The 24,371-nt window shown below is 73.3% G+C and carries 24 protein-coding genes; 10 read left to right on the top strand and 14 right to left on the bottom strand.

Going from position 1 to position 24,371, the window contains the following annotated elements:
* Positions 1 to 142: 142 nt before the first annotated feature.
* Positions 143 to 1,471 carry an MFS transporter gene (locus IH09_RS28115; RefSeq protein ID WP_052860309.1) on the bottom strand — a complete coding sequence of 443 codons (1,329 nt, stop codon included), beginning with the start codon at positions 1,469 to 1,471 and terminating at the stop codon, positions 143 to 145.
* Between the two features lie 119 nt (positions 1,472 to 1,590).
* On the opposite strand from IH09_RS28115, the gene IH09_RS28120 reads away from it, so the two are divergent.
* The gene (locus IH09_RS28120; protein ID WP_052860310.1) at positions 1,591 to 2,559 is read left to right on the top strand and encodes a LysR family transcriptional regulator; all 969 of its coding nucleotides are present in this window, start codon (positions 1,591 to 1,593) and stop codon (positions 2,557 to 2,559) included.
* Positions 2,560 to 2,584: 25 nt separating this feature from the next.
* Here the strand turns inward: IH09_RS28120 and IH09_RS28125 are convergent, their stop codons facing one another.
* A complete protein-coding gene (locus tag IH09_RS28125; protein ID WP_094791534.1) occupies positions 2,585 to 3,352 on the bottom strand; it encodes an alpha/beta fold hydrolase in 768 nt (255 codons plus the stop codon).
* 103 nt (positions 3,353 to 3,455) lie between these two features.
* Here IH09_RS28125 and IH09_RS28130 point away from each other — a divergent pair, with 103 nt between their 5' ends.
* Together IH09_RS28130 and IH09_RS28135 are read left to right on the top strand one after the other, a co-directional pair.
* A complete protein-coding gene (locus IH09_RS28130; RefSeq protein WP_052860312.1) occupies positions 3,456 to 4,571 on the top strand; it encodes an adenosine deaminase in 1,116 nt (371 codons plus the stop codon).
* A 195-nt stretch (positions 4,572 to 4,766) separates the two neighbouring features.
* A complete protein-coding gene (locus tag IH09_RS28135) occupies positions 4,767 to 5,051 on the top strand; it encodes a hypothetical protein (RefSeq protein ID WP_052860313.1) in 285 nt (94 codons plus the stop codon).
* 199 nt (positions 5,052 to 5,250) lie between these two features.
* On the opposite strand, the gene IH09_RS28140 is transcribed toward IH09_RS28135, so the two are convergent.
* The 5 genes from IH09_RS28140 to afsQ1 form a co-directional block, all read right to left on the bottom strand.
* Positions 5,251 to 5,457 (bottom strand): PspC domain-containing protein, encoded by a 207-nt coding sequence (locus IH09_RS28140; RefSeq protein WP_052860314.1) that lies wholly within the window; start codon positions 5,455 to 5,457, stop codon positions 5,251 to 5,253.
* 45 nt (positions 5,458 to 5,502) lie between these two features.
* Positions 5,503 to 6,054 carry a VanZ family protein gene (locus tag IH09_RS28145; protein ID WP_052860315.1) on the bottom strand — a complete coding sequence of 184 codons (552 nt, stop codon included), beginning with the start codon at positions 6,052 to 6,054 and terminating at the stop codon, positions 5,503 to 5,505.
* Between the two features lie 84 nt (positions 6,055 to 6,138).
* Positions 6,139 to 6,813, bottom strand: a complete 675-nt coding sequence (locus IH09_RS28150) for a hypothetical protein (RefSeq protein WP_240150626.1) — start codon at positions 6,811 to 6,813, stop codon at positions 6,139 to 6,141.
* Positions 6,810 to 8,774, bottom strand: a complete 1,965-nt coding sequence (locus IH09_RS28155) for a sensor histidine kinase (RefSeq protein WP_172450841.1) — start codon at positions 8,772 to 8,774, stop codon at positions 6,810 to 6,812. Before IH09_RS28155 ends, IH09_RS28150 begins: the two co-directional genes overlap by 4 nt.
* Positions 8,672 to 9,349, bottom strand: a complete 678-nt coding sequence (gene afsQ1 / locus IH09_RS28160; RefSeq protein ID WP_131124765.1) for a two-component system response regulator AfsQ1 — start codon at positions 9,347 to 9,349, stop codon at positions 8,672 to 8,674. Before afsQ1 ends, IH09_RS28155 begins: the two co-directional genes overlap by 103 nt.
* Before the next feature lie 226 nt (positions 9,350 to 9,575).
* Here afsQ1 and IH09_RS28165 point away from each other — a divergent pair, with 226 nt between their 5' ends.
* Positions 9,576 to 10,421 carry a SigE family RNA polymerase sigma factor gene (locus tag IH09_RS28165; protein ID WP_052860317.1) on the top strand — a complete coding sequence of 282 codons (846 nt, stop codon included), beginning with the start codon at positions 9,576 to 9,578 and terminating at the stop codon, positions 10,419 to 10,421.
* A gap of 128 nt (positions 10,422 to 10,549) precedes the next feature.
* On the opposite strand, the gene IH09_RS28170 is transcribed toward IH09_RS28165, so the two are convergent.
* Positions 10,550 to 11,203, bottom strand: coding sequence for a uridine kinase family protein (locus tag IH09_RS28170; RefSeq protein ID WP_052860318.1), 654 nt, complete (start codon positions 11,201 to 11,203; stop codon positions 10,550 to 10,552).
* A gap of 197 nt (positions 11,204 to 11,400) precedes the next feature.
* On the opposite strand from IH09_RS28170, the gene IH09_RS28175 reads away from it, so the two are divergent.
* Positions 11,401 to 11,793: a hypothetical protein gene (locus IH09_RS28175; RefSeq protein ID WP_052860319.1), complete on the top strand. Its 393-nt coding sequence runs from the start codon at positions 11,401 to 11,403 to the stop codon at positions 11,791 to 11,793.
* Positions 11,794 to 11,880: 87 nt separating this feature from the next.
* On the opposite strand, the gene IH09_RS28180 is transcribed toward IH09_RS28175, so the two are convergent.
* Genes IH09_RS28180 through deoC form a run of 3 tightly spaced genes read right to left on the bottom strand, consistent with a single transcriptional unit; the run spans position 11,881 to position 15,250 of the window.
* Positions 11,881 to 12,747: an aldehyde dehydrogenase family protein gene (locus IH09_RS28180; RefSeq protein WP_052860320.1), complete on the bottom strand. Its 867-nt coding sequence runs from the start codon at positions 12,745 to 12,747 to the stop codon at positions 11,881 to 11,883.
* Positions 12,744 to 14,225 carry an aldehyde dehydrogenase family protein gene (locus tag IH09_RS28185; RefSeq protein WP_052860321.1) on the bottom strand — a complete coding sequence of 494 codons (1,482 nt, stop codon included), beginning with the start codon at positions 14,223 to 14,225 and terminating at the stop codon, positions 12,744 to 12,746. Before IH09_RS28185 ends, IH09_RS28180 begins: the two co-directional genes overlap by 4 nt.
* A 2-nt stretch (positions 14,226 to 14,227) precedes the next feature.
* Complete coding sequence (deoC, locus tag IH09_RS28190) at positions 14,228 to 15,250, bottom strand: deoxyribose-phosphate aldolase (RefSeq protein WP_172450843.1); 1,023 nt, start codon at positions 15,248 to 15,250, stop codon at positions 14,228 to 14,230.
* A 271-nt stretch (positions 15,251 to 15,521) separates the two neighbouring features.
* Between deoC and IH09_RS28195 the strand changes: the two genes are divergently transcribed.
* The 3 genes from IH09_RS28195 to IH09_RS28205 all read left to right on the top strand — a co-directional run bounded on the left by IH09_RS28195 (position 15,522) and on the right by IH09_RS28205 (position 18,037).
* Positions 15,522 to 16,631, top strand: coding sequence for a hypothetical protein (locus IH09_RS28195; RefSeq protein WP_052860323.1), 1,110 nt, complete (start codon positions 15,522 to 15,524; stop codon positions 16,629 to 16,631).
* On the top strand, positions 16,628 to 17,278 hold the full coding sequence (locus IH09_RS28200) for a class F sortase (protein ID WP_240150627.1): 651 nt from the start codon (positions 16,628 to 16,630) through the stop codon (positions 17,276 to 17,278). The genes IH09_RS28195 and IH09_RS28200 overlap by 4 nt, the downstream gene beginning before the upstream one ends.
* Positions 17,279 to 17,416: 138 nt before the next feature.
* Positions 17,417 to 18,037: a PH domain-containing protein gene (locus IH09_RS28205; protein ID WP_052860324.1), complete on the top strand. Its 621-nt coding sequence runs from the start codon at positions 17,417 to 17,419 to the stop codon at positions 18,035 to 18,037.
* Positions 18,038 to 18,127: 90 nt separating this feature from the next.
* On the opposite strand, the gene IH09_RS28210 is transcribed toward IH09_RS28205, so the two are convergent.
* From IH09_RS28210 to IH09_RS28220, 3 genes are all read right to left on the bottom strand, one after another.
* Positions 18,128 to 19,840 (bottom strand): phosphohexomutase domain-containing protein, encoded by a 1,713-nt coding sequence (locus IH09_RS28210; RefSeq protein WP_052860325.1) that lies wholly within the window; start codon positions 19,838 to 19,840, stop codon positions 18,128 to 18,130.
* Positions 19,841 to 20,127: 287 nt separating this feature from the next.
* Positions 20,128 to 20,949 carry a purine-nucleoside phosphorylase gene (locus tag IH09_RS28215; RefSeq protein WP_052860326.1) on the bottom strand — a complete coding sequence of 274 codons (822 nt, stop codon included), beginning with the start codon at positions 20,947 to 20,949 and terminating at the stop codon, positions 20,128 to 20,130.
* A 171-nt stretch (positions 20,950 to 21,120) separates the two neighbouring features.
* Positions 21,121 to 21,558 carry a gamma-glutamylcyclotransferase gene (locus IH09_RS28220; protein ID WP_052860327.1) on the bottom strand — a complete coding sequence of 146 codons (438 nt, stop codon included), beginning with the start codon at positions 21,556 to 21,558 and terminating at the stop codon, positions 21,121 to 21,123.
* A gap of 138 nt (positions 21,559 to 21,696) precedes the next feature.
* On the opposite strand from IH09_RS28220, the gene IH09_RS28225 reads away from it, so the two are divergent.
* Together IH09_RS28225 and IH09_RS28230 are read left to right on the top strand one after the other, a co-directional pair.
* The gene (locus IH09_RS28225; protein WP_052860328.1) at positions 21,697 to 23,142 is read left to right on the top strand and encodes an NAD(P)H-quinone dehydrogenase; all 1,446 of its coding nucleotides are present in this window, start codon (positions 21,697 to 21,699) and stop codon (positions 23,140 to 23,142) included.
* Positions 23,143 to 23,334: 192 nt separating this feature from the next.
* Positions 23,335 to 24,330 (top strand): DeoR/GlpR family DNA-binding transcription regulator, encoded by a 996-nt coding sequence (locus tag IH09_RS28230; protein WP_094791540.1) that lies wholly within the window; start codon positions 23,335 to 23,337, stop codon positions 24,328 to 24,330.
* Positions 24,331 to 24,371: the final 41 nt, after the last annotated feature.

Raw genomic sequence — 24,371 nt, forward strand, 5'->3', positions numbered from 1 at the left:
GAGAGCTTCTTCGGCCCCTGAGGGCTTCGAACCCTCCGGATCTGAAAGTCCATCGCATCCCCTGAACTGGGGTGTTGCGACGACCACTAGAACCTAAGAGGACAGGTGGCGAGGCGGGCCCTTCGAGTTACGGGGGCGGGGCCTACGCCGCCTTACCCAAACGCACCAGCCGCCGCTCCGCCACCGCCTTGCGGGTCGCGTAGAGCGTGATCGCGGCGGCGCCGACCATGGCGAACAGGCCGAGCAGGACGGTGCCCTCCCAGCCGGCGGCGCGGAAGGCGAGGGCGCCGAGGGCGCCGCCCAGGCTGCTGCCGATGTAGTACGCGCACTGGTAGAGGGCCGACGCCTGGGCGCGGGCCGTCTTGGCGGTGCGGCTGACCGCGGCCGAGGCGACCGCGTGGCCCGCGAAGAAGCCCGCGGTGATCAGGATCAGGCCCGCCAGCACCGCGGCGACGGAGTCGGCCAGGGACAGCAGCAGACCGGCCGCCGTCGTACCGACCGCCAGATAGAGGGCGCCGCGCCGGCCCATCCTTGCGACCAGCTTGCCGGCCACCGCCGAGGAGACCGTACCGACGAGGTAGATCAGGAAGATCGAGCCGACGAGACCCTGGGGGAGGTTGAAGGGGGCGGCGACGAGGCGGTAGCCGATGACGGTGTAGACCGCGCCGAAGACCGTCATGAAGAGCGCGCCGATGCCGTACAGCCGGCGCAGCAGCGGATCGGCCAGATGCCCGCCGAGGGTGCGGGCGAGCACCCGCGGGCCCACCGGACGCGCCGCGAAATGCCGGGCCTTGGGGACCAGCAGCCGGAAGACCACCGCGCACACCACCGCCAGCACACCCACCGCACCGAGCGCGGCCCGCCAGCCCCACGCCTGGGCGACCCAGCCGGTCACGATCCGGCCCGACATACCGCCGATACTGTTGCCCGCCACGAACAGGCCGATGGCCGCCACCAGTGCCTTGGCGCGTACCTCCTCCGCCAGGAACGCCATCGCAGAGGCCGGCAGCCCGGCCAGCGCCACACCCTGGACGGCGCGCAGTGCGATCAGCCAGCCCAGCGACGGTGCGAACGGCACCAGCATGGCGATCAGCGCGGCCACCGAGAGGGAGGCGGTCATCATCGTGCGCCGGCCGAGCCGCTCGGAGAGCGCGCTGAGCGGGATCACCGCGAGCGCCAGCCCGAAGGTGGCCGCCGAGACGGTCCAGCTCGCCTGGTCGGGGGAGACGCCCAGGTCACCGGAGATGGCCGGCAGCAGCGCCTGCGTCGAGTAGAGGAGGGCGAAGGTGGCGATGCCGGCCGCGAAGAGGGCGAAGCTCATCCGGCGGTAGCCGGGGCCGCCCGGGTGCAGTTTGCGCGACTCGGGGTCGGCGGCGGTGGCCGGCGCGGAGTCGGGGGCCGGATCGGAAGAGAACTGGGGGGAGGCGGCCGTGCGGGTGAGGACGGACGCCCCCGTATCAGCGGGAGGCATGCTTCGAAGGTAGGCTCACCCGTTTTATGCGTCCAATGCATAAAAAGGCCATAATCGATGCTGTGACACATGATCCCAGTTCACGGGCTGCTCTGTCGCAAGCTCGCAACAGAAATGACATGGCAGGGGCACGACGTAACGGCAGGGGGCCGGCGGAGGCGGCCGAGCCGGCCGAACTGGGGGAGGACTCCTGGGCGCTGACGCTCGCCCCGCGGCTGGCCCAGTTCACCGCCGTCGCCCGGCACGAACACGTCACCCGCGCCGCCCATGAACTCGGTATGCCGCAGCCCACCCTCAGCCGCGCCGTCGTCCGGCTGGAGGACGACCTCGGCGTCGCCCTCTTCGCCCGGCACGGCCGCACCCTCTCGCTCACCCCGGCGGGCCGCGCCTTCCTCGCCGCCGCCGAGCGCGCCCTCACCGACCTGGAGCGCGCCACCGAATCCGTCCGCGCCGACGCCGACCCCGCCGCCGGCAAGGTCGCCTTCGGCTTTCTGCACACCCTCGGCTCGGAGACCGTGCCCGGCCTCATCCGCACCTTCCGGGCCGACCACCCGCGCGTCCGCTTCCAGCTCGTCCAGAACTACGGCGAGGCGATGATCGAGCGGCTGCGCGCCGGTGACCTCGACCTCTGTCTGACCTCGCCGGTCCCGGACTACCCGGACCTGGTCGCCCGCCGCCTCGACGAACAGAAGCTCCGCCTGGTCGTACCGGACGACCACCGGCTGGCCGGCCGTAAACGCATCCGGCTCGCGGAGGCCGCCACCGAACTCTTCGTCACCCTCGAACCGGGCTACGGGCTGCGCCGGATCACCGACGCGCTCTGCGCGGAGGCCGGATTCACCCCCCGGGTGGCGTTCGAGGGGGAGGAGGCCGAGACGCTGCGCGGGCTGGTCGCGGCCGGACTGGGCGTGGCGCTGCTGCCGCCGCCCGCGGTGCCGCGGCCCGGCGTCGCGGAACTGACCGTGACGGCCCCGCGCGCGGTCCGCGAGATCGGCGTGGCCTGGCTGGACGGCCATCCGGACACGCCCCCGGTGGCCGCGTTCAAGAAGTTCCTGCTGAGCCGGCGGGGGCTGCTGCTGCCGAGGTGACCGGCGGTCCGCCGGCACGTTCCGGTCAGTGCCGCAGCGACGCGCCGAAACCGGCGGCCAGCGGCATCCGCAGGCCCAGCGGCGGCGGCGCGGCCAGCGCGTCCCGCACCGGCCGGGCGTAGTCCCGGGCGAAGAGTGAGCCGAGCATGAAGTCGGCCGCCAGGGACAGGACTTCGGAGCGGTGCTGGTGCAGTGAGTGGCCGTCGGAGTGCACCTCGAAGCGGCAGGTGTCGCGGTTGACCTTCTTGGCGCGCTCGGCGTAGCGGTAGGAGAGATCGGGGTCGGTGCGCTCGTCGTTCGTGCCGTGGACCAGCAGCACCTGCCGGCCGATGAGCTGCTTCACCGGATCGGGGGCGGCGCCGTCCGCACCCGGGTCGGGCAGCCAAGGGGCGATCGCCAGCACGGAGTTGACGGCCGGATGGCCCGCGGCGTGCAGGGCGGCGCGGCCGCCCATACCCGTCCCGACGAGGCAGACCGGCACTTCGCCGTAGCGGCGTACCACCTCCTCCAGGGCCCACTCCGCGTCCCGTGCGGGGTCCGCCGCCGATCCGTTCCAGCCGCGGCAGCGGTAGTGCAGGACGTGGGCGGTCAGCCCCTCGGGGCGGCCCGCCTTCGCCAGCCGGGCCGCGAGCGGACGGACCGCCAGTTTCGTGATCGGCGACGGGCGCCGTACACCGTTCGGTCCGCCCTCCGGCAGGAGGAGCGCGACGCCGCTCACCTCCCCGTCCAACCCGGCCGTTCCCAGCGGTTTTCCCAGCCGGGCATCGCGCACCGGCAGCGCTTGCTGAGCCATGACGAGAACGATGGCAGAAGGTGGGGTGCGGGCCACCCTGTGGACGGGTCACTGTTACATATCGTTCGGGGAGATCTACGCGCGTAGGCGTTAGAGTGCCGAGATGACGAGCGAGACCACCAACCTCCCGAGCAGTGAACACATCCGGCGCGCACCCAAGGTGCTGCTGCACGATCACCTCGACGGCGGCCTGCGCCCCGGCACCATCGTCGACCTGGCCCGCGAGACGGGTTACGACGGACTCCCCGAAACCGACCCGGCCAAGCTCGGGGTCTGGTTCCGCGAGGCCGCCGACTCCGGTTCGCTGGAGCGCTATCTGGAGACCTTCGCGCACACCTGTGCCGTCATGCAGACCCGCGCGGCCCTGGTCCGGGTGGCGGCCGAATGCGCCGAGGACCTGGCCGCCGACGGCGTCGTCTACGCCGAGGTCCGCTACGCCCCCGAGCAGCACCTGGAGGGCGGGCTCAGCCTCGAAGAGGTCGTCGAGGCCGTCAACGAGGGCTTCCGGGAAGGCGAGCGGCGGGCCCGCGCCGACGGCAACCGCATCCGCGTCGGCGCCCTGCTGACCGCCATGCGGCACGCCGCCCGCGCCCTGGAGATCGCCGAACTCGCCAACCGCTACCGCGACTCGGGCGTCATCGGCTTCGACATCGCGGGCGCCGAGGCCGGCTTCCCGCCCACCCGCCACCTCGACGCCTTCGAGTACCTCAAGCGCGAGAACAACCACTTCACCATCCACGCCGGTGAAGCCTTCGGCCTCCCGTCCATCTGGCAGGCGCTCCAGTGGTGCGGCGCCGACCGGCTCGGCCACGGCGTCCGGATCATCGACGACATCGAGGTCGCCGACGACGGCTCGGTCACCCTCGGCCGGCTCGCCTCCTACGTACGGGACAAGCGCATCCCGCTGGAGATGTGCCCGACCTCCAACCTCCAGACCGGTGCCGCCGCCTCCTACGCGGAGCACCCGATCGGGCTGCTGCGCCGCTTGCAGTTCAGGCTCACCGTGAACACCGACAACCGCCTGATGAGCGGCACGGACATGTCCCGGGAATTCGAGCACCTGGTCAAGACATTTCGATACACGCTCGATGACCTGCAATGGTTCACAGTCAATGCGATGAAATCAGCTTTCATTCCTTTCGATGAACGTCTGGCGATGATCAATGACGTGATCAAGCCCGGGTACGCGGAGCTGCGCGCCGAATGGCTGTTCCGGTAGAGCGCCACAGCACCTGCCGTGAACAGTGGTTCTGACCCTGCGTAAGGGGAATCGACGGACGGCGACAGGGAAATTCGAACGGCCGGTGGGATCTTCTGCCGGCCGTTTTTCCCCGGCCGTGGCTGATTGCGGTGGCGGTGACCGCCTCACTAGGTTGCTGTGCCGGTCAAGCCCCCATCACGAGGACGTAATGCGATGAAGCAGGGAACCATCAAGATTCTCGGTGCCGCCGTGCTCGGCGCCGCCTTCGCCGCCACCGCGGCGGGCACCGCCGCCGCCGCTCCGTCGGTCGACGGGGCCGGCGTCACCAAGGTGCTGGGTGGTCTGCCGCTCGCGCAGGCCGCCAAGACCGTCTCCGGGGTCACCCGGACCCAGCCGGGCGACGACGGCGTCCAGGGCAACCTCAACCAGAAGGGCAACAGCCTGCTGGGCGGGTTCCCCACGAACGTGGTCACCAAGGGCCTGCACCTCGGCGGCTGAACCTGCCGACCTCCCCCGTTCCGTAGGGGACACCCCGTTCTCCCCGCTCCCGGTTCCGTACGGGACACCCGGCCGTGCCCCGGCCGTGCGCCGCCTCTCGCGCACGGACCGGGGCACGGTCATGAGTACGCCGACGGTCGTTCGTGAGCAGGCCGGCCGTGCGCGGGACGCCGACGGGCCGCGGGTTCGCTGGGGCGGGCTACCAGGCGGTGGAGCCGGCGGTCTCCTCGGAGGGGAGGAGTATCCACAGGGCCAGGTAGACGAGGCACTGTGTGCCGGGGAGCAGGCACGAGAGCAGGAAGAGCACGCGCATCGTGGCCGGGGTCGTACCGAAGCGGCGGGCCAGGCCCGCGCAGACCCCGGCGATCATTCGGTTGTGGTGCGGGCGGACCAGTGCGGCGGCCATGGCGGCGACTCCTTTTCGACTCCGTGGGGCGGGTGCCCCGATGTCTCAAAGGTAGGTTCGCGAGCCGGAGAGAACATCGGCCTGCGGGGCCGGACCGACCCTGGTGATCCTCGGGGTCCTGCCGCCGCGGCGCTCCTCCCGGCGGCGTAGCCGGGACCGCAACCCAGGGACTACGGCCAGGTGCGCCAGTGCTACCCCCACGGTGTTCAGCAGCACCGTGTCGACGTCCGGAACCTGGCCCGGCACCGCGGTCTGGAGCAGCTCGACGGTCAGCGAGATCATCGCGCCGGCGAAGACGGTACGGGCCAGGGACGCCAGTGGGGAAACGTTCAGGCGCCCGGCCGCCAGCGGGAGCAGCACCCCCAGCGGCGCCAGCAGCAGCAACCCGCCGCCCAGCTCCCGTACGGCCTCCCACGGACCGTGCGACAGCTCGGCGCTGATCGACGCCAGCGGTTCGAGGTTCGGCGCGGGCACCCAGGGCACCGTCCGGGGCCGCAGCATCAGCCAGCCGACGGTCAGCAGATGCGCCACCAGGAGGAGAAGGCAGGTGACGCGCAAACGGGGGGCGACGGTGCCGCCGGGGCCAAGACGCTGCACACAGGCCAGGACGCCGGTAGCGGGGGCCGCGGTTCCGCTCCGCCGCGCCCGTCTTGGCCCGTCTTGCCTGGGGGGTGCCGCGCGCTACCGGGGCAGCGGATCGCCCCAGCCCGCGTTCTGGGCGATGTCGGGGTGCGTACGCACCTCGGCGGAGCAGGCGTAGCGCTCCGGCGCGTCGTCGCCGGGCCCGCCCAGCACGGCCGCGTGCGTCCGCCCCAGCGCCGCCCCCGCACCGTACGTGCACGCCAGCTGCGCCAGCGCGAAGGACGGCAGATCGTCCGGCCGGATGCTCAGCCGCAGCGCGTCCGCGGGGTCGCCCGCGCGCGGTCCCGCGACCCGCAGGTTCTGGGGCACCGCGGTGCTGAACCCGGCCGCCTGCTCGGCGGCCGAGGGCTCCTTCTGGAGCTCGGTCAGCAGCGCACGGGCCTCCTGGAGGCGCGCCCCCTCGGCCGGAGTGCCCTCGGACCGGGCCACGGTCCGCTCCACCTGGACCAGCGCCGAACTGCACACCAGATAGACGGTGACCCGGGCGCCGTCGGGAACGGCGGTCCCCGTGTCTCCCGCCGGGACCTTGCAGCTCACCCGCGCGGGCGCGCCGCCCGCGTCGACCGGTACGGACGTGCCCCGGACGCCGCAGCCCGCGGCTGCGAGCGCGAGGGCCGCCAGGGCGACGGCGCGCCGCCACGCGCGTATGGGCGGCCCGCCCGGACCGGTCCGCGGCGCGCGGGTGGCGCGCCGGCTGTGCGGGGGCCGTGTCATCGGTCGTCCTCCGTGCCCTCGTCGGCCGCGCGGGAGGCGCCCCGGCCGCCCTCGCGGCCCCGGGTGACGCCGCCGTCCCGCCGGCCGTCCTGGACCAGCAGGGAGGCGTCCATCGGCAGCCGCAGGGTGAAGACCGCGCCGCCCTCCGGCAGATTGGCGGCGGTGATCTCGCCGCCGTGGATATGCGCGTTCTCCAGCGCGATCGACAGGCCCAGACCGCTGCCCTCCGACCGGGGCCGGGACGCGCTCGCCTTGTAGAAGCGGTCGAAGACGTGCGGCAGGACCTCCTGCGGGATGCCGGGGCCGTGGTCCCGTACCCGGATCACCAGATCGCCGCCGCCGGCCCGGCTCGGGCCCTCCGCCGGGCTCCCGCCGACCGGGACGTCCGGCTCGCCGGGCCCGCCGTCCGCACCGGTCCCGTCCGGAGCCGCCCCGTCGTCGGGGCCGTCCGTGCGGACGCCCGTGCCGCCGTCCGGCACGTCCTCGGTGTGGACGGAGACCCGTACCGGCGAGCCGCCGTGCTTGAGGGCGTTGCCGATCAGATTCGCCAGGATGACATCGAGGCGGCGCGGGTCGAGGCGGGCCACGATGCCGCGGTCCGCGTCCAGATGGACCGCGTCCAGCCAGGCCCGCGCGTCGATACAGGCGGTCACCTGGTCCGCGACATCGACATCGTCCAGCACCAGCCGGGCCGTCCCCGCGTCGAAGCGGGTGACCTCCATCAGGTTCTCCACCAGGTCGTTCAGCCGCCGGGTCTCGCTGACCACCAGCTGCACGGCGGGCGCGATCATCGGATCGAGGGAGTCGGCCTCCTCCTCCAGCACCTCCGAGACCGCGGTGATCGCCGTCAGCGGCGTCCGCAGCTCGTGCGACATATCGGCGACGAACCGCCGCGAGGACGCCTCGCGCGCGCTCAGCTCCTCCACCCGCTGTTCGAGCCGCTCCGCCGTGCGGTTGAACGTCCGGGACAGATCGGCCAGCTCGTCCGTGCCGGTCACCCGCAGCCGGGTGTCGAGGCGGCCCTCGCCGAGCTGCCGCGCCGCGTGGCCGAGCCGCTGTACGGGCCGCAGCACGGTCGTCGCGGCGGCCTGCGCCAGCAGCGCCGAGCCGACCAGCGCCAGCGCGGTCGCGATCCCCAGCGACCAGGCCAGCGAGTTGAGGTCCTGCCGCTCGGTGGCCAGCGACTTCATCAGGTAACCGGTCGGGCCGCCGCCGATCACCTTCGCCCCGGCGAGGAGATAGGGGGTGTCCCCGATCACCGTGCGCTGCCAGTACAGATGGTGCGGATAGCTGTTCGATTCGTCGACCGGGCGCACCGCGTTGACGGCGGTCCGCAGCGAGGCGGGCACGCTCGTGGGCGTCAGCAGGTCCTCGTTGGTGGTGACCACGCAGTCCTTGCCCGCGCTGTCCACTCCGATCAGCAGCACCGCGTAGTTCTGCGGCCCACCCGCCATCTGCCGTGCCGCGTCCCGGAGTTCGGCGCACCGGGGCCGCAGCGGCAGCGATCGGGTGCTGTCCTCCAGCGACTTGCGGAAGTCCTTGAGCACGGCGTTCTGGGTGCGGTCCAGGACGGTGTTGCGGTTGAGCCAGTACGCGATACCGGACGCGGAGACCGCGGCGGTCAGCGCGACCAGCGCGAAGACGACGACCAGCCGCAGCCGCAGGCTCGTCCAGCGCAGCAGCCCGGACGCCCGCCGCAGCCACCGCACCAGTCGCCGGCCGGCCGCCGCCCCCCTGCGGCCACCGCCGGAGCCGGCCGCGCGCCCCTCAGTCCCAGCCGTGCCCGCCGTCCCGTCCGTATCCGTACCCCGCGCCTCCGCTGTCCTGTCGTCGCTCCCGCCGGGCGTGACGCGTCCCGTCACTGCGGGGTGTCCAGCCGGTAGCCGACGCCGCGGACCGTACGGATCAGGGTCGGCGAGGACGGTACGTCCTCCACCTTCGCGCGCAGCCGCTGCACACAGGCGTCCACCAGACGCGAATCGCCGAGGTAGTCGTGCTCCCACACCAGCCGCAGCAACTGCTGCCGGGACAGCGCCTGTCCGGGCCGGCGGCTCAGCTCCAGCAGCAACCGCAGCTCGGTGGGGGTCAGCTGGAGGTCCTCGCCGTTCTTGGTGACGGTCATCGCCGACCGGTCGATCACCAGCGAACCGAACGTCGCCGAATCGCTGGACTCGCGCTCCCCGCGGCGCAGCACCGCCCTGATCCGGGCGTCCAGCACCCGCCCCTGGACCGGCTTGACGACATAGTCGTCCGCCCCGGACTCCAGCCCCACCACGACGTCGATGTCGTCGTTGCGCGCGGTGAGCAGAATGATGGGCAGCTGGTCCGTCCGCCGGATCCGCCGGCACACCTCGAAGCCGTCGATGCCCGGCAGCATCACATCCAGCACGATCAGATCCGGACGCTGCTCGCGCAGCAGCTTCAGGCCGTCCTCGCCCGTCGCCGCGGTCACCACACGGTGACCCTGGCGGGAGAGCGAGAGTTCGAGGGCCGTGCGGATGGCGTCGTCGTCCTCGATCAGCAACAGGAAAGGCACCCGGCCATTCTGGCCCATGGACACCGGGAGATCGACCGACGGCGCTCTCCCACACAAGGCCCCCACCCGCGGTGCCCCCGCGCCGTGCCCCCGGCACCCCTGTGACACGGCTGTGACAGTCGGCGGACAACGCGATGAAACTGCGTTGGCACTCTTTTGGTCACCGGGAGAGATCACCGCCCGGCGACACACCGAACGAGCCGGCTCAACCGACGGGGGGCGCGAGATGAACACACTGCACAGCACCACCACCAGCGCAGTTATCACGCGTCTCCACGACGGCGCACGGGCCGGTGAGAAGAAGTCCGGTGCCGGCGCGGGCGCCTCCCTGCTGGAGCGGGGCCGGGAGCTCGGGGGCGGGCGCGGCTGCGCTCGTAACGCCGGGCGTCAGCGGCTGCCCTTCCTGCGGGCGATCGACGCGCCGGCAGGGGGAGCGGACGGGGCCGACGGGGGAATCCCGGCCCAGCGGGAGACCCACGGGGGGATCCACGGGGAAGCGCAGTACGGGGAGGGCACGGGGGACGGCGGTACCGCGGCGCGGGAGGCGGAGGCCGAAGCGGCCTTCACCGCCTACGTCCAGGAGCGCCGCGCCTCCCTGTACGCCACCGCCTACCACCTGACCGGCGACCGCCACGAGGCCGAGGACCTGCTCCAGAGCGCGCTGTTCTCGACCTTCCGGGCGTGGCACCGGATCAGCGACAAGGCGGCGCTCGGGGGATATCTGCGGCGCACGATGACCAATCTGCACATCAGCGCCTGGCGCCGGCGCAAGCTCAACGAGTACCCGACCGAGGAGCTGCCGGAGACGGCGGCCGACGTGGACGCGATGCGCGGCACCGAGCTGCGCGCCGTGCTGTGGCAGGCGCTGGCGCGGCTGCCCGAGAACCAGCGCACGATGCTGGTGCTGCGCTACTACGAGGGCCGCACCGACCCGGAGATCGCGGACATCCTCGACATCAGCGTCGGCACGGTGAAGTCCAGCATCTGGCGCTCCCTGCGCCGGCTGCGCGAGGACCAGGCGCTGAGCTTCGGCCGGGACGAAGAGGAGTCCTTCGGCGAGCTGGTGGCCTGAAGGCGGGGAGAACCCCGGGGGGACACGGGGGAACGTACGGGGGCGTACGGGGGAAGCGGAGCGGGTTCGGACGGCCGGGGGCGTCCGGACCCGCTCCTTCGTGTGTGCCGGGAGCCCGGCCGCCGGGCTCAGGAGCGGACGGCCGCGCCGGTCGCGCCCGTCATGTCGGCCGTCCGCGCGGCCGCTATCCGGGCCAGCGCCTCCGGCGTGGCGCAGGGGTGCGCGCCGAGGGCGGTGTGCCGGGCGACGATCGTCCGCTCGCCGCGCAGCAGCCGCAGCCCGCGGCGCACCAGATAGGGGGCCGATTTGCGGCCCTCGCGCAGATCCCGGGCCAGCCGCCGGCGGAAGGTGGTGGTGGGGCGGCCGCGCAGGCACAGCGCGTCGGCCAGCAGCCCCGCGGTGCGGCAGCGGGCGATGACATCGGCCGCGAAGATGCCCTCCGCGATGAACAGCGCGGCCCCGCCGAGGTCCAGTCCGGCCTCGCCGACGCGGGCGCTGACGGAGATGTCGTACACGGGGACGGCGGTACGGCCCGTACGGCACAGCGCGTCGATCGCGGCGACGGCCGCGCCGGCGTCCCAGGAGAGCGGGGAGTCCCAGTCGGCGCCGCCGCCGTCCGGCAGCTGTGGCAGCGTCGGATCCGTGCCCTCCTTGTAGAAGTCGTCGAGATTGAGGACGGGCAGACCGGTACGGGCGGCCAGGGACGTCTTGCCGGAACCCGAGGGGCCGGTCAGCAGGACGACGCGGGCGGCGGGCGGCCGGGCGGGGGACTGGGAGCTCACGGGCACCCATTGTCGGGCATTGAGCCGTGGGGGGTACCCGGGGCGTGCGAGGTGGATCGACGGGCCGGCGTCAACTACGCTACGCAGTCAATCGATTACCGGTAGCCGGAATGGCCGATCGACCGCCCGGCTCCCGGGCTCTTCCCGCAGAAGGTCTCCTTCCCGTGGATGCCTTCCGACCCACAGGCAGGTGGCATATGGCCTCACACGCACGTCCCAAGCTCCGCCGCGTCCCGCGCGGTCTGCTCCGCGCCGGGCTGGCGGTCTCCGCGGCCGGTGCCGCGCTCGCGGCGGGCGGCGCCGCGGCGCACGCGGCGCCCGTGCCCGCCCCGGCGAGCGCCCCCGGGCCGGTCTCGACGCTGACCGGCCCGCTGGTGCAGGCCGTGGCGAGCGGCGTCGGGCCGGTCAAGAGCCTCCAGCTGGACCCGCTGGCCAACAGCGCCGCCGATCCGCTCAACAACGCGGTCGGCACCCGGGTCGCCGACTTCAAGCCGGTGAGCACGACGCTGCTGACCGGTGCCCTGTCGAACGGCGGCGGGCTCAAGGACCTGCCGCTGGTGGGGCAGGTGGTGGGCCTGCTGCCGGGGTGACGGTGCCCGGCCACCGGGCAGCGAAGCGGGGCCCCACCTCAAGAGGTGGGGCCCCGCTTCGTTGCCGGTCCGGTCCGCCGGGAGGCGTCAGACGCCCATCGGGTGCCAGACCGTCTTCGTCTCCAGGAAGGCCAGCAGGCGGTCGGTGCCCGGGTCGGCCGCCCAGTCGGCCGGGCCGGGGCGCCGGACGCGCTTGAGGTTGTCCGCCGCGGCCCGCTCCAGGTCGGTGGCGAGCTCGGCGCCGGCGCCGGTCAGGTCGATCGCGTTGACGTCCTGGTGGGCGGCGAGCGGGGTGGCGAGCTCCGCGGTGCGGCCCGAGAGGATGTTGACGACGCCGCCCGGGAGGTCGGAGGTGGCGAGCACCTCGGCCAGCGAGAGCGCGGGCAGCGGGGCGTCCTCGGCGGCCACCACGACCGCCGTGTTACCGGTGACGATGACGGGCGCGAGCACCGAGACCAGGCCGAGGAAGGACGAGTCCTGGGGGGCCAGGACCGCCACGACACCGGTCGGTTCGGGGGACGAGAGGTTGAAGTACGGACCCGCGACCGGGTTGGCGGACCCGGCGATCTGGGCGACCTTGTCGGACCAGCCCGCGTACCAGACCCAGCGGTCGACGGCGGCCTCGACGACCGCCGCGGCCTTGGCCTTCGAGAGCCCCTCCGCGGCGGCGACCTCCGCGGTGAACTGGTCGCGGCGGCCCTCCAGCATCTCGGCGACGCGGTAGAGGATCTGGCCGCGGTTGTAGGCGGTGGCGCCGGACCAGCCGCCGAACGCCTTGCGGGCCGCGACGACCGCGTCCCTGGCGTCCTTGCGGGAGGCGAGCGGGGCGTTGGCGAGCCAGCGGTTCTTGGAGTCGGTCACCTCGTACACCCGTCCGCTCTCGGAGCGGGGGAACGCGCCCCCGAGGTACAGCTTGTAGGTCTTGAGCACGCTCAAGCGGTCGGACTGGTTCATCGGTCGCGCTCCCCATCTCGTGCGCCGCGCTCGCTCGTCGGCCCCTCGGCTCCGGCGAGGTACGCCGCCAGACCGTGCCGGCCGCCCTCGCGGCCGTAGCCCGACTCCTTGTAGCCGCCGAAGGGCGAGGCCGGGTCGAACTTGTTGAACGTGTTGGACCAGACGATCCCGGCGCGCAGCTTGCTCGCCGTCCACAGCATCCGCGAGCCCTTCTCGGTCCAGATGCCCGCAGAGAGGCCGTAGGGCGTGTTGTTGGCCTTCTCCACGGCCTCCGCGGGGGTGCGGAAGGTCAGGACGGACAGCACCGGGCCGAAGATCTCCTCGCGCGCGATGCGGTGCGCCTGGGTGACGCCGGTGAAGAGGGTCGGCGCGAACCAGTAGCCGGTGGTGGGCAGTTCGCAGGCCGGGGCCCAGCGCTCGGCGCCCTCCGCCTCGCCCGCGTCGGCCAGTGCGGTGATCCGGGCCAGCTGCTCGGCGGAGTTGACGGCGCCGATGTCGGTGTTCTTGTCCAGCGGGTCGCCGACCCGCAGGGTCCCCATCCGGCGCTTGAGGGAGGCCAGCAGCTCCTCGGCGACCGACTCCTGGACCAGGAGGCGCGAGCCCGCGCAGCAGACGTGCCCCTGGTTGAAGAAGATGCCGTTGACGATGCCCTCGACGGCCTGGTCGAGCGGGGCGTCGTCGTAGACGATGTTCGCCGCCTTGCCGCCCAGTTCGAGCGTCACCCGCTTGTCCGTGCCGGCGACCGTCCGGGCGATGGCCTTGCCGACCTCGGTGGAGCCGGTGAAGGCGATCTTGTTGACGTCCGGGTGCGCGACCAGCGCCGCGCCCGTGGTGCCGTCGCCGGTGAGGATGTTGACGACGCCCTTGGGCAGGCCCGCCTGGCGGCAGATGTCCGCGAAGAAGAGCGCGGAGAGCGGGGTGGTCTCGGCGGGCTTGAGTACGACGGTGTTGCCCGTCGCCAGCGCCGGGGCGATCTTCCACGCGAGCATCAGCAGCGGGAAGTTCCAGGGGATGACCTGGCCCGCGACGCCCAGCGGGCGCGGATCGGCGCCATAGCCCGCGTGGTCGAGCTTGTCGGCCCAGCCCGCGTAGTAGAAGAAGTGCGCGGCGACCAGCGGGAGGTCGGCGTCGCGCGACTCGCGGATCGGCTTGCCGTTGTCGAGCGTCTCCAGGACGGCCAGCTCGCGCGAGCGCTCCTGGATGATCCGGGCGATCCGGAAGAGGTACTTGGCGCGCTCGGCGCCGGGCAGCGCGGACCACGTCCCGAACGCCTTGCGGGCCGCCCGGACGGCGCGGTCGACGTCGTCGGCGGTGGCCTGGGTGTACTCGGCCAGCACCTCTTCGGTGGCGGGCGAGACGGTCTTGCGGAGTTCCCCGCCCGCGCCCTCGGCGAACTCGCCGTCGATGAACAGCCCGTAGCTCGGCGCGAGGTCGACGACCGCGCGGGACTCGGGAGCCGGTGCGTACGCGAATGCCATGGTCAGTCCACCGTGACGTAGTCGGGGCCGGAGTACCGGCCGGTGCTGAGCTTCTGGCGCTGCATCAGCAGGTCGTTCAGGAGGCTGGAGGCGCCGAAGCGGAACCAGTCGGCGGTCAGCCAGCGCTCGCCCAGCGTCTCGTTGACCATCACCAGGTACTTGACGGCGTCCTTGGTCGTCCGGATGCCGCCGGCCGGCTTCACCCCGACCTGGACCCCGGTGCTCTCGTGGAAGTCGCGGACGGCCTCCAGCATGAGGAGGGTGACGGGCGGGGTGGCGTTGACGGCCACCTTGCCGGTCGAGGTCTTGATGAAGTCGGCTCCCGCGAGCATCGCCAGCCAGGAGGCGCGGCGGACGTTGTCGTACGTCTGGAGCTCACCGGTCTCGAAGATGACCTTGAGGTGCGCGGCGCTGCCTCCCCCAGTCTCCGACTGGGAGGTGCCCCCAGCCCGTACGCACGCCTCCTTGACGGCCTTGATCTCCTCGAAGACCGCCATATAGCGGCCCGAGAGGAAGGCGCCCCGGTCGATCACCATGTCGATCTCGTCGGCGCCCGCCGCGACCGCGTCACGCGTATCGGCAAGCTTGACCGGCAGCGCGACGCGGCCGGCCGGGAAGGCGGTGGCGACGGAGGCGACCTGGATGCCGGAGCCGCCGAGCGCCTCCTTGGCCGTCGCGACCATGTCGGGGTAGACGCAGACCGCGGCGACCCGGGGGGCGGTGCGGTCGGTGGGGTCCGGGAGGAGGGCCTTGGCGCACAGCGCCCGGACCTTGCCCGGGGTGTCCGCGCCTTCGAGGGTCGTCAGGTCGATCATCGAGATGGCGAGATCGATGGCGTACGCCTTCGCCGTCGTCTTGATCGAGCGGGTGCCGAGGGTGGCGGCGCGGGCCTGGAGGCCGACCGCGTCGACGCCCGGCAGGCCGTGCAGGAAGCGGCGCAGCGCACCGTCGTCGGCGGTCATGTCCGCCATCGACGCCAGACGCCCCGCGGCTTCCTTGCCGTATGCGGGAACAGTGATGGGCATGGTCACGAGGGGAGCATATCTACGCGCGTAGCGGCATGCCACCCCCCGGGTGCCGCACCAAGGACCGATATGCGCGTAAAGGGAGTGATGGATTTCTGTGCGGTAGCTGTTACACAGCGGCGGAGCCGTCATCACAGGAGCCCCATAGTTTCTGCCTTGCCGCACCGCGCCACACTGCACCGCGCCACACCGACCGGTTCCCGGTCCCCACGCAGCGGGAGGTGCCCTGCGGTTCCGTCTCACCACGACCGGAACGCCCCGGGGGTCACACATGTCCGCTCAGCTCCACCACCGTCCGTCACCGCGCCGTAAGGGCGCCACCCTCGCCCTGCGCGCCGGCGCCGCTGCCGCCGCGGTGGCGGTGGCCGTCCTCGCCCCCGTCTCCAGCACCTTCGCCGCCACCCCCGCCGCCCCGTCCGCGCCGCGGACCGTCACCGCCGTTCCGGCGGCCGCCGACGGCGCCCAGCGCTACGCGGGCACACCGGTCTACATCGGCGACGGCATGGTGGCCGTACTGCGCCGCGACCCCGTCACCGGCGGTCCCGAGGCGTGGATCCGCTACGTCGGCCCGCAGTGGAAGCCGGGGGACGTGTACCTGGTCAAGGTGCTCGGACTGCTGAACCGCACGCACCCCGCCGAACAGTTCAACGGCGTGTCCGTCCGGCTGGTGGACACGGTGGGCAAGGGCAAGGCTCCGCAGCTGCGGGTCGGCGGCGGCACCGGCGGCCACCGGAGCTACCCGGTGCCGCCCGCCACCGCCCCGGCCACCGGCGGCGAGCGGACCGGCACCCGGCACGACGCCGGCAAGGCCGCGCACACGACGGGCGGCAAGACCGTGGCCGCGCACACCGGTTGCACCGCCACCCTGCGCCACGACATCGGCGCCGGCACCATGGCCATCCTGACCATGGGACCGCAGGGCCCCAAGGTGACGTTCGCGGACGCGGACGGTACGCCGCTCCCCGGCGTCCTCCTGGACCGCGCGCACCCCACCCTGCCCCGGTTCGGCGCGAAGATCATCGACCCGTACGGCGCGCACCCCACGTTCCGGTACCGGATGCAGGGCGGCGGCTACCCGGCCGGCACCCTCGCCTTCCCCTCGCTCGCCAAGGACTGCGGCACCACCGGACAGCACGGCGCCGGCAACAGCGGCACGGCCGGGAGCACGGGCAAGGCCACGGACGCCGCCGCACCGGCCAAGCCCGCCGGCGGCCGGACCACGGTGGTGCCCAAGGGCGGCGTCGCGGCCGGGGCCGAGGGGGTCGGGACGCCCGACAGCACCCCGCTGATCGCGGCGGGCGGGGCCGTCGCCGCGGTCGGCGCCGCGGGCATCGCGTACGCGGTGCGGCGCAACCGCCGCCCGGAGGGATCGCGGAGTTGAGCCGCCGCCTCGCGGGGCGTACGGCGGTCCGCGGGCCGGCGGCGGCCGGTCTGCTCCTCCTCGTCCTGGGCAGTGCGCTGATCGCCTGGGGGCTCATGGACCGCGGCGCCTCGGACGGGGCGCCGCCGGTCCAGGTGCGGGCGGCCGCCGTCCCGCCGCCCGTCCTCGCCCCGCAGCACGCCACGGCGGCCCCGTTGCCGGCCTCGCCGCCGGTGCGGGTCCGCATCCCCGCCGCGGAGGTGAACACCGGGCCGGTGCCGCGCCTGGGGCTGGCCGCGGACGGGACGGTCGAGGTGCCCACCGTCGCGCAGGCCGACCGGATCGGCTGGTACGACAAGGGCGTCACACCCGGCGAACCGGGCCCCGCCGTCCTCATCGGTCACTACGACACCGTCAACGGCCCCGCCGTGCTCCGCGACGTCGGCCGGATCAGGCCCGGCGACCGGATCTCGGTGGACCGCGCGGACGGTACGACGGCGGTCTTCACGGTCCGCGAGCTCCAGCAGGTGGACAAGGAGAGCTTCCCCACCCAGCGGGTCTACGGCGACACCGACCGCCCCGAGCTGCGGCTGATCACCTGCGGCGGCGCCCTCGTCGACGGCCACCGGCCGGACAACATCATCGTGTACGCCGATCTGACGCCGTAGCGGCGCGCGGCGGGTGGCCCACGGCGGGGCGCATCCCCCACGTGGCATCTCCTGCAACGGCGTCCGGCGCCGGACGCCCGCCCGAATGATGCCGTAACGCAATGTCCGGCATCCGGACGGTCAGGCAGAATCGGCAGCATGACGAGCGAACAGTCCACCCCGCCCCAGCAGCAGTACGCGGAGCGCAGCTACCGCTCGCCCGCGGCCCTGGCCGGCGGCGGACTGCTGATCCTGCTCGGACTCTGGCTCGGTGGCGACGCGCTGCTGCGGGGCGTGCCCCAGACCAAGATCATGGCGGCGTTCGCCCTGATCCTCGGCGTGCCGCTGGTGGCCGCGTACACCCTGCGGCCCCTGGTGCGGGCGGGCGAGGACCGGCTGCTGGTGCGTAATCCGTTCCGTACCATCACGCTGCCCTGGGGCGCCGTGGACGATCTGCGGGCGGGGTTCTCCGCCGAGGTCTTCACCAGCGGCGGGAAGTACCAGCTGTGGGCCGTGCCGGTGTCGCTGCGCCAGCGCAAGAAGGCCAACCGGCAGGCGGCGCGCGGCGCGAACCCGCGCGGCCGCTTCGGCCCGCAGGCCGACGCGGGCCCGGCGCCGCGCGCGATGGCCGACCAGACCATGGACGAGCTGCGCGAGATCAAGGAGCGGGCCGCGCACCGCGAGAGCGCCAAGGGCGAGCCGGTGGTGCGCTGGGCGTACGGGATCATCGCCCCGTGCGTGGTCGGCGCGGTCGGACTGATCGTGATGATGGCGCTGTAGGCGGCGGGCGGCCACCGTCCTGTTACATGAAGCGGGCCCCGGAAGACCGGGGCCCGCTTCACGTACGACGGGGCGGCGCGCCCCGGAGGGTCAGATGCCGGCCGCCGCCGACAGGTCCGCCTTGACCGCGGCCAGCGCCGCGGCGGCCTGTGCGCGGGCCGCGGGCAGCGACTGCGCCGAGGCCACCGGGACGACGACCTCCAGATAGCACTTCAGCTTGGGCTCGGTGCCGCTGGGCCGGACCACCACCCGGCCGGCCGTCACCCCCGACTCCGGCGAACCGGACAGGTGGTAGCGCAGCCCGTCGGTCGGCGGCAGCGCCGCGGTGCCCCGGGAGAGGTCCTCGGCACCGGTGACCGCCAGACCGGCCAGCACCGTCGGCGGCTGCTCGCGCAGCCTGCGCATGGCGTCGGCGATCAGCGACAGGTCCTCGACCCGGACCGAGAGCTGGTCGGTGGCGTGCAGCCCGAACTTCAGCGCCAGGTCGTCGAGCAGGTCGCTGAGGGTGCGGCCGGACCGCTTGAGCCCGGCGGCCAGCTCCGCGATCAGCAGGGCGGCGGTGATGCCGTCCTTGTCGCGGACGCCCGCCGGATCGACGCAGTAGCCGAGCGCCTCCTCGTACGCGTATCGCAGACCGTCCACCCGGGCCAGCCACTTGAAGCCGGTCAGCGTCTCCTCGTACGGGAGGCCGTCGGCGGCCGCGATCCGCGACAGCAGGGAGGACGACACGATCGTGGTGGCGAAGGTGCCCCGTCGCCCGCCGTCCCCCGTCTCCTCGCCGGTGCGCAGCTTGCCGGTGAGATGGGCGGCGAGCAGCGCGCCGACCTCGTCGCCGCGCAGCATCCGCCAGCCGTCCGCGGTGGCGGGGTCCGGTACGGCGACGGCGCAGCGGTCCGCGTCCGGGTCGTTGGCGATCACGATGTCCACGCTGCCCGGGGACAGGGCCCTGGCGGTGGCGAACGCGAGGTCCATCGCACCGGGCTCTTCCGGGTTGGGGAAGGCGACGGTGGGGAAGTCCGGGTCCGGCTCGGCCTGTTCCGCGACGACCACCGGGGCCGGGAAACCGGCCCGCGCGAAGGCGGCGACGAGGGTGTCCCGGCCGACGCCGTGCATCGGCGTGTAGACGACCCGCGCGTCCCGGGGGGAACCCTGGGTCAGCACGGCGTCCGTACGCGCCAGATAGGCGGCCAGGACGTCGTCACCGAGGGTCTGCCAGCCGGACTCCGGCCGCGGTACGTCGGCCAGCGAGCGGACCGCGGCGATCTCGGCGGCGATCTCACCGTCCGCGGGCGGCACGATCTGCGAGCCGTCGCCCAGATAGACCTTGTAGCCGTTGTCCCGCGGCGGGTTGTGGCTGGCGGTGACCTCGACTCCGGCGACCGCGCCCAGGTGCCGTATGGCGAAGGCCAGGACGGGGGTGGGCAGCGGGCGGGGCAGCACCGAGGCCCGGAGCCCGGCGCCGACCATCACGGCCGCGGTGTCGCGGGCGAAGTCGGCGCTCTTGTGGCGCGCGTCGTAGCCGATGACGACCAGTCCCGTACCGGCGCCGTGGGCCTTCAGATACGCGGCGAGACCGGCCGCCGCGCGGATGACCACCGAGCGGTTCATCCGCATCGGGCCCGCGCCCAGCTCCCCGCGCAGCCCGGCGGTGCCGAACTGGAGGGTGCCGGCGAACCGGGCGGCCAGCTCGGGGAGGTCCTCCGAGCCGATGAGCGCGGACAGTTCCTCCCGGGTCTCCGGGTCGGGGTCCTCGGCCAGCCATGCCCTGGCCCGGCTGATCAGCTCCGCGGGATCGGTAGCCACGTGATGCTCCTGACGGTGGATGCGGGTGCCTGACGGTCTGACGGTGGTCTGCGGGTGGGGGAGCGGGCGCCGGACGACCGGGGCCGGGGCCGCGCGGACGGAACACGGGGCGGATGGCGGGGCCGGTCCGCCGGGCGCGGCGGCGGGGCGGGAGCCTACCGCCGCCGCGCCCGAACACGGGGGATGCAGTCCGGCCACCGGAAGCGGTCGGCTTTCGGAAGCCGACCCGGCCTCCGGAAGCCGCCCCGGCTTCCCGCCTCCCAGACGTCTTCACCGCCCCGAACGGCTCAGAGCTTGCCGAGCACCTGGGCGAGCAGGCTGCCCATCCGGGTCGCGGAGTCGCGGCCGGCCTGGAGCACCTCCTCGTGGTTGAGCGGTTCGCCCGTCATACCGGCGGCGAGGTTCGTCACCAGCGACAGGCCCAGCACCTCGGCGCCGGCCTCGCGCGCGGCGATGGCCTCCAGGACGGTGGACATACCGACCAGGTCCGCGCCCAGGGTCCGGACCATCTTGATCTCGGCCGGGGTCTCGTAGTGCGGGCCGGGGAACTGCGCGTAGACGCCCTCCTCCAGGCTCGCGTCCACCTCCTTGCACAGCGCGCGCAGCCGCGGCGAGTACAGGTCCGTCAGGTCGACGAAGTTCGCGCCGACGATCGGGGAGGTGGCGGTGAGGTTGAGGTGGTCGCTGATGAGGACCGGCTGGCCGGGGCGCATGCCCTCGCGCAGACCACCGCACCCGTTGGTGAGCACGACGGTCTTGCAGCCGGCGGCGACGGCGGTACGGACGCCGTGCGCGACGGCGGCGACCCCGCGGCCCTCGTAGTAGTGCGTACGGCCCAGGAAGACCAGCGCGCGCTTCTCGCCGACCCGGTACGAGCGGATCGTGCCGCCGTGTCCGGCGACGGCCGGGGCCGGGAAGCCGGGCAGCTCGGTGACCGGGAACTCGTGCTCGGGCGCGCCCAGCGCCTCGGCGGCCGGGGCCCAGCCGGAGCCCATCACCAGGGCGACGTCGTGGGTCTCGGCGCCGGTGAGCTCGCGCAGGCGTGCGGCGGCGGCGTCGGCGGCGCCCTGCGGGTCGCGCGCGATGTCCGAAGTAACTGATGCGTTCACGCGGACGAGGGTAGCCGGTAATTGCCTACGCGCGTAGATGTCACCGCGCGCGGCGCCGGGACCGGTCTCCGGTGTTTTTCGGCGGACCGCCGCCCCGGGCGTGTCGCGACACCCGCCCCGACACGCCCGGGGCGGCGCCGTACGGACCGGGCCCCGCCGGGCCTCCCGCCGTCAGCAGGGCCGCTTGCGCAGCTCCATCACATAGTCGTGCGGCGCGCCCGCCGACTCCGCGGCGTCCGCGATCTCGCCCAGATAGCGGGCCGACGGCAGACCGCCCTCGTAGCCGTTGAGGACGTAGGTCCAGGCCGCCTCGTCGCCGTCCAGCGTGTGCACCCGCACCCGCATCCGGCGGTAGACGTCCAGGCCCACGCCCTCCCAGCGGTCCATGGAGTCCTCGTCCATGGGCGCGATGTCGTAGAGGGCGACGAAGAGCTGGGAGCGGGGGGCCTCGACGATCGTCGCCAGCGCGCCTTCCCAGCCCATCTGCTCACCGCCGAAGGTGAGCCGCCAGCCGTTGAGCCAGCCGGTGCCGCGCAGCGGCGAGTGCGGTGCGCGGCGGGACATCAGCCGCGCGTCGAGGTTGCCGGCGTACGCGGCGTAGAGCGACATGGCTCCGAGGGTACGGGAGGTTATCCGCTGGGCCCGTGGTACGGGAGATTCGTACAACGGAGCAGAGGAGCGGCCGGCGGCGTCCGGAAAGGCGGCACACCGGCCCCCGGGGAGAGCGGCGCACAGACGTGCGGGACAATGGAGTACGTGACTCGGATCGTGATCATCGGTGGCGGACCCGGCGGATACGAGGCGGCCCTGGTGGGCGCCTCTCTCGGCGCGGAGGTGACCGTCGTCGACTGCGACGGTCTGGGCGGGGCGTCGGTACTCACCGACTGCGTACCGTCGAAGACTCTTATCGCGACGGCCGAGGTGATGACGACCTTCGACTCCTCGTACGACGAGCTGGGCATCATCGTCGAGGACGGCGCGTCCGGCGCGGACCGGTCCGCGCGGGTCGTCGGCGTGGACCTCGGCAAGGTCAACCGGCGGGTCAAGCGCCTCGCGCTCGCCCAGTCGCACGACATCACCGCATCGGTGACCCGGGCCGGCGGCCGGGTCCTGCGCGGCCGCGGCCGGCTGGAGCCCGGCCAGTCGCCGGACGGCTCGCGCCGGGTGACGGTGACCGCCGCCGACGGCGCCGAGGAGACGCTGATCGCGGACGCGGTGCTGATCGCCACCGGCGCGCACCCCCGCGAGATCCCGGACGCGCTGCCGGACGGCGAGCGCATCCTGAACTGGACGCAGGTCTACGACCTGGACGAGCTCCCCGAGGAGCTCATCGTGGTCGGCTCCGGTGTCACCGGCGCCGAGTTCGCCGGTGCCTACCAGGCGCTGGGCTCGCGCGTCACCCTCGTCTCCTCCCGCGACCGGGTGCTGCCCGGCGAGGACCCGGACGCCGCCGCCGTCCTGGAGGACGTCTTCCGGCGCCGCGGGATGAACGTCATGGCCCGCTCCCGCGCCGCCGCGGTCAAGCGCGTCGGCGACCGCGTCGAGGTGACGCTGGCCGACGGCCGGACGATCTCCGGCACCCACTGTCTGATGGCGGTCGGCTCCATCCCGAACACCGTGGACATCGGCCTGGCCGAGGCCGGCGTCCGGGTCAAGGAGTCCGGCCACATCTGGACCGACAAGGTCTCCCGCACCACCGCCCCCGGCGTGTACGCGGCCGGCGACTGCACCGGTGTCCTCGCGCTGGCGTCCGTCGCCGCGATGCAGGGCCGGATCGCGATGTACCACTTCCTGGGCGACGCGGTCACGCCGCTGAACCTCAAGGCCGTCTCCGCGAACGTCTTCACCGACCCGGAGATCGCCACCGTCGGCTACTCCCAGGCCGACGTCGACAACGGCCGGATCGACGCCCGGGTCGTCAAGCTCCCCCTGCTGCGCAACCCGCGCGCGAAGATGCAGGGCATCCGCGACGGTTTCGTGAAGCTCTTCTGCCGTCCCGGTACCGGCATCGTCGTCGGCGGTGTGGTCGTCTCGCCGCGCGCCAGCGAGCTGATCCACCCCATCTCCATCGCGGTCGACAACAACCTGACGGTCGAGCAGATCGCCAGCGCCTTCACCGTCTACCCGTCCCTCTCCGGCTCGATCGCCGAGGTCGCGCGGCAGCTGCACACCCGGAAGGGCGCCGACGCGTAGTGGCGGACGGGGCGCGGGCCGGACGGACCGGGGGAACCGGGAGAGCCGGGAGATGACACCGAACGGGCCGGATCGGCCGGGCGTTCGACATATGCGGCATGCATACCACTTTGCCGGGCGCGCCGTGAACAACTTCCGTTAATTGGTGCAACCTGCTGAAACCAGACGGACGTTGGCGTTACTGTCAGTTTCGTGTTCGCTGCAGAACGTCGCCAATTGATCCTTGAAATGGTGCGCGCGAACGGAGCCGTCTCGCTCCGGGAGCTCGCCCGTGTCGTCCAGACCTCCGAAGTCACCGTACGGCGAGACGTGCGTGCGTTGGAGGCAGAAGGGCTGCTCGACCGCCGGCACGGCGGTGCGGTCTTGCCGGGAGGGTTCACCCGGGAATCCGGGTTCCCGCAGAAATCCCATCTAGCGACCGCGGAGAAGACGGCCATCGCCGACCTCGCCGCCAGCTTCGTCGACGAGGGCGAGGCCATCGTCGTCGGCGCCGGGACCACCACCCAGGAGCTGGCCCGCCGGCTCGCGCGGGTGCCCGGTCTGACCGTGGTCACCAACTCCCTGCTGGTCGCCCAGGCGTTGGCCCACGCCAACCGCGTCGAAGTCGTGATGACCGGCGGCACCCTGCGCGGTTCCAACTACGCGCTGGTCGGCAGCGGTGCCGAGCAGTCCCTCCAGGGCCTGCGGGTGTCCCGCGCCTTCCTGTCCGGCAGTGGGCTGACCGCCGAGCGCGGCCTGTCCACCTCCAACATGCTCTCCGCCAGCGTCGACCGGGCGCTGGTGCAGGCGGCGGGGGAGGTGGTGGTGCTCGCCGACCACACCAAGCTCGGCTCCGACACGATGTTCCAGACGGTGCCGACGGACGTGATCACGCGGCTGGTCACCGACGAGCCGCCGTGTCACGACGACCGGGCCGCGACCGAGTTGCAGGCCCTGGCCGACCAGGGCGTGCAGATCGCCGTCACCGCCGGCGGCGGCGGTTCGGGAGCCGGGCAGGGGCCGGGCCGGCCGGGGCAGGAGAGCGCCGCGGGGGACCGCCGGGGCCCGCGGCGGGATGTGCCGCTGCCGGGCCAGCGGCGCAACCACCCGCCGGGCGGCGGCGGCCCGGCGCCCCAGCTGCGCTCGGCCACCCCGCTGTCGGAGGCGTCGGGCGGCCGGGTCGCCGATCTGGCTCCGCGGCGGCGCTGAGGGACCGGACGGGTACGGGCGGCCTTGCGCTGCGGGGCCGT

This window comes from Streptomyces celluloflavus, from assembly GCA_000720995.1.
Taxonomy (GTDB): Bacteria; Actinomycetota; Actinomycetes; order Streptomycetales; family Streptomycetaceae; genus Streptomyces; species Streptomyces celluloflavus.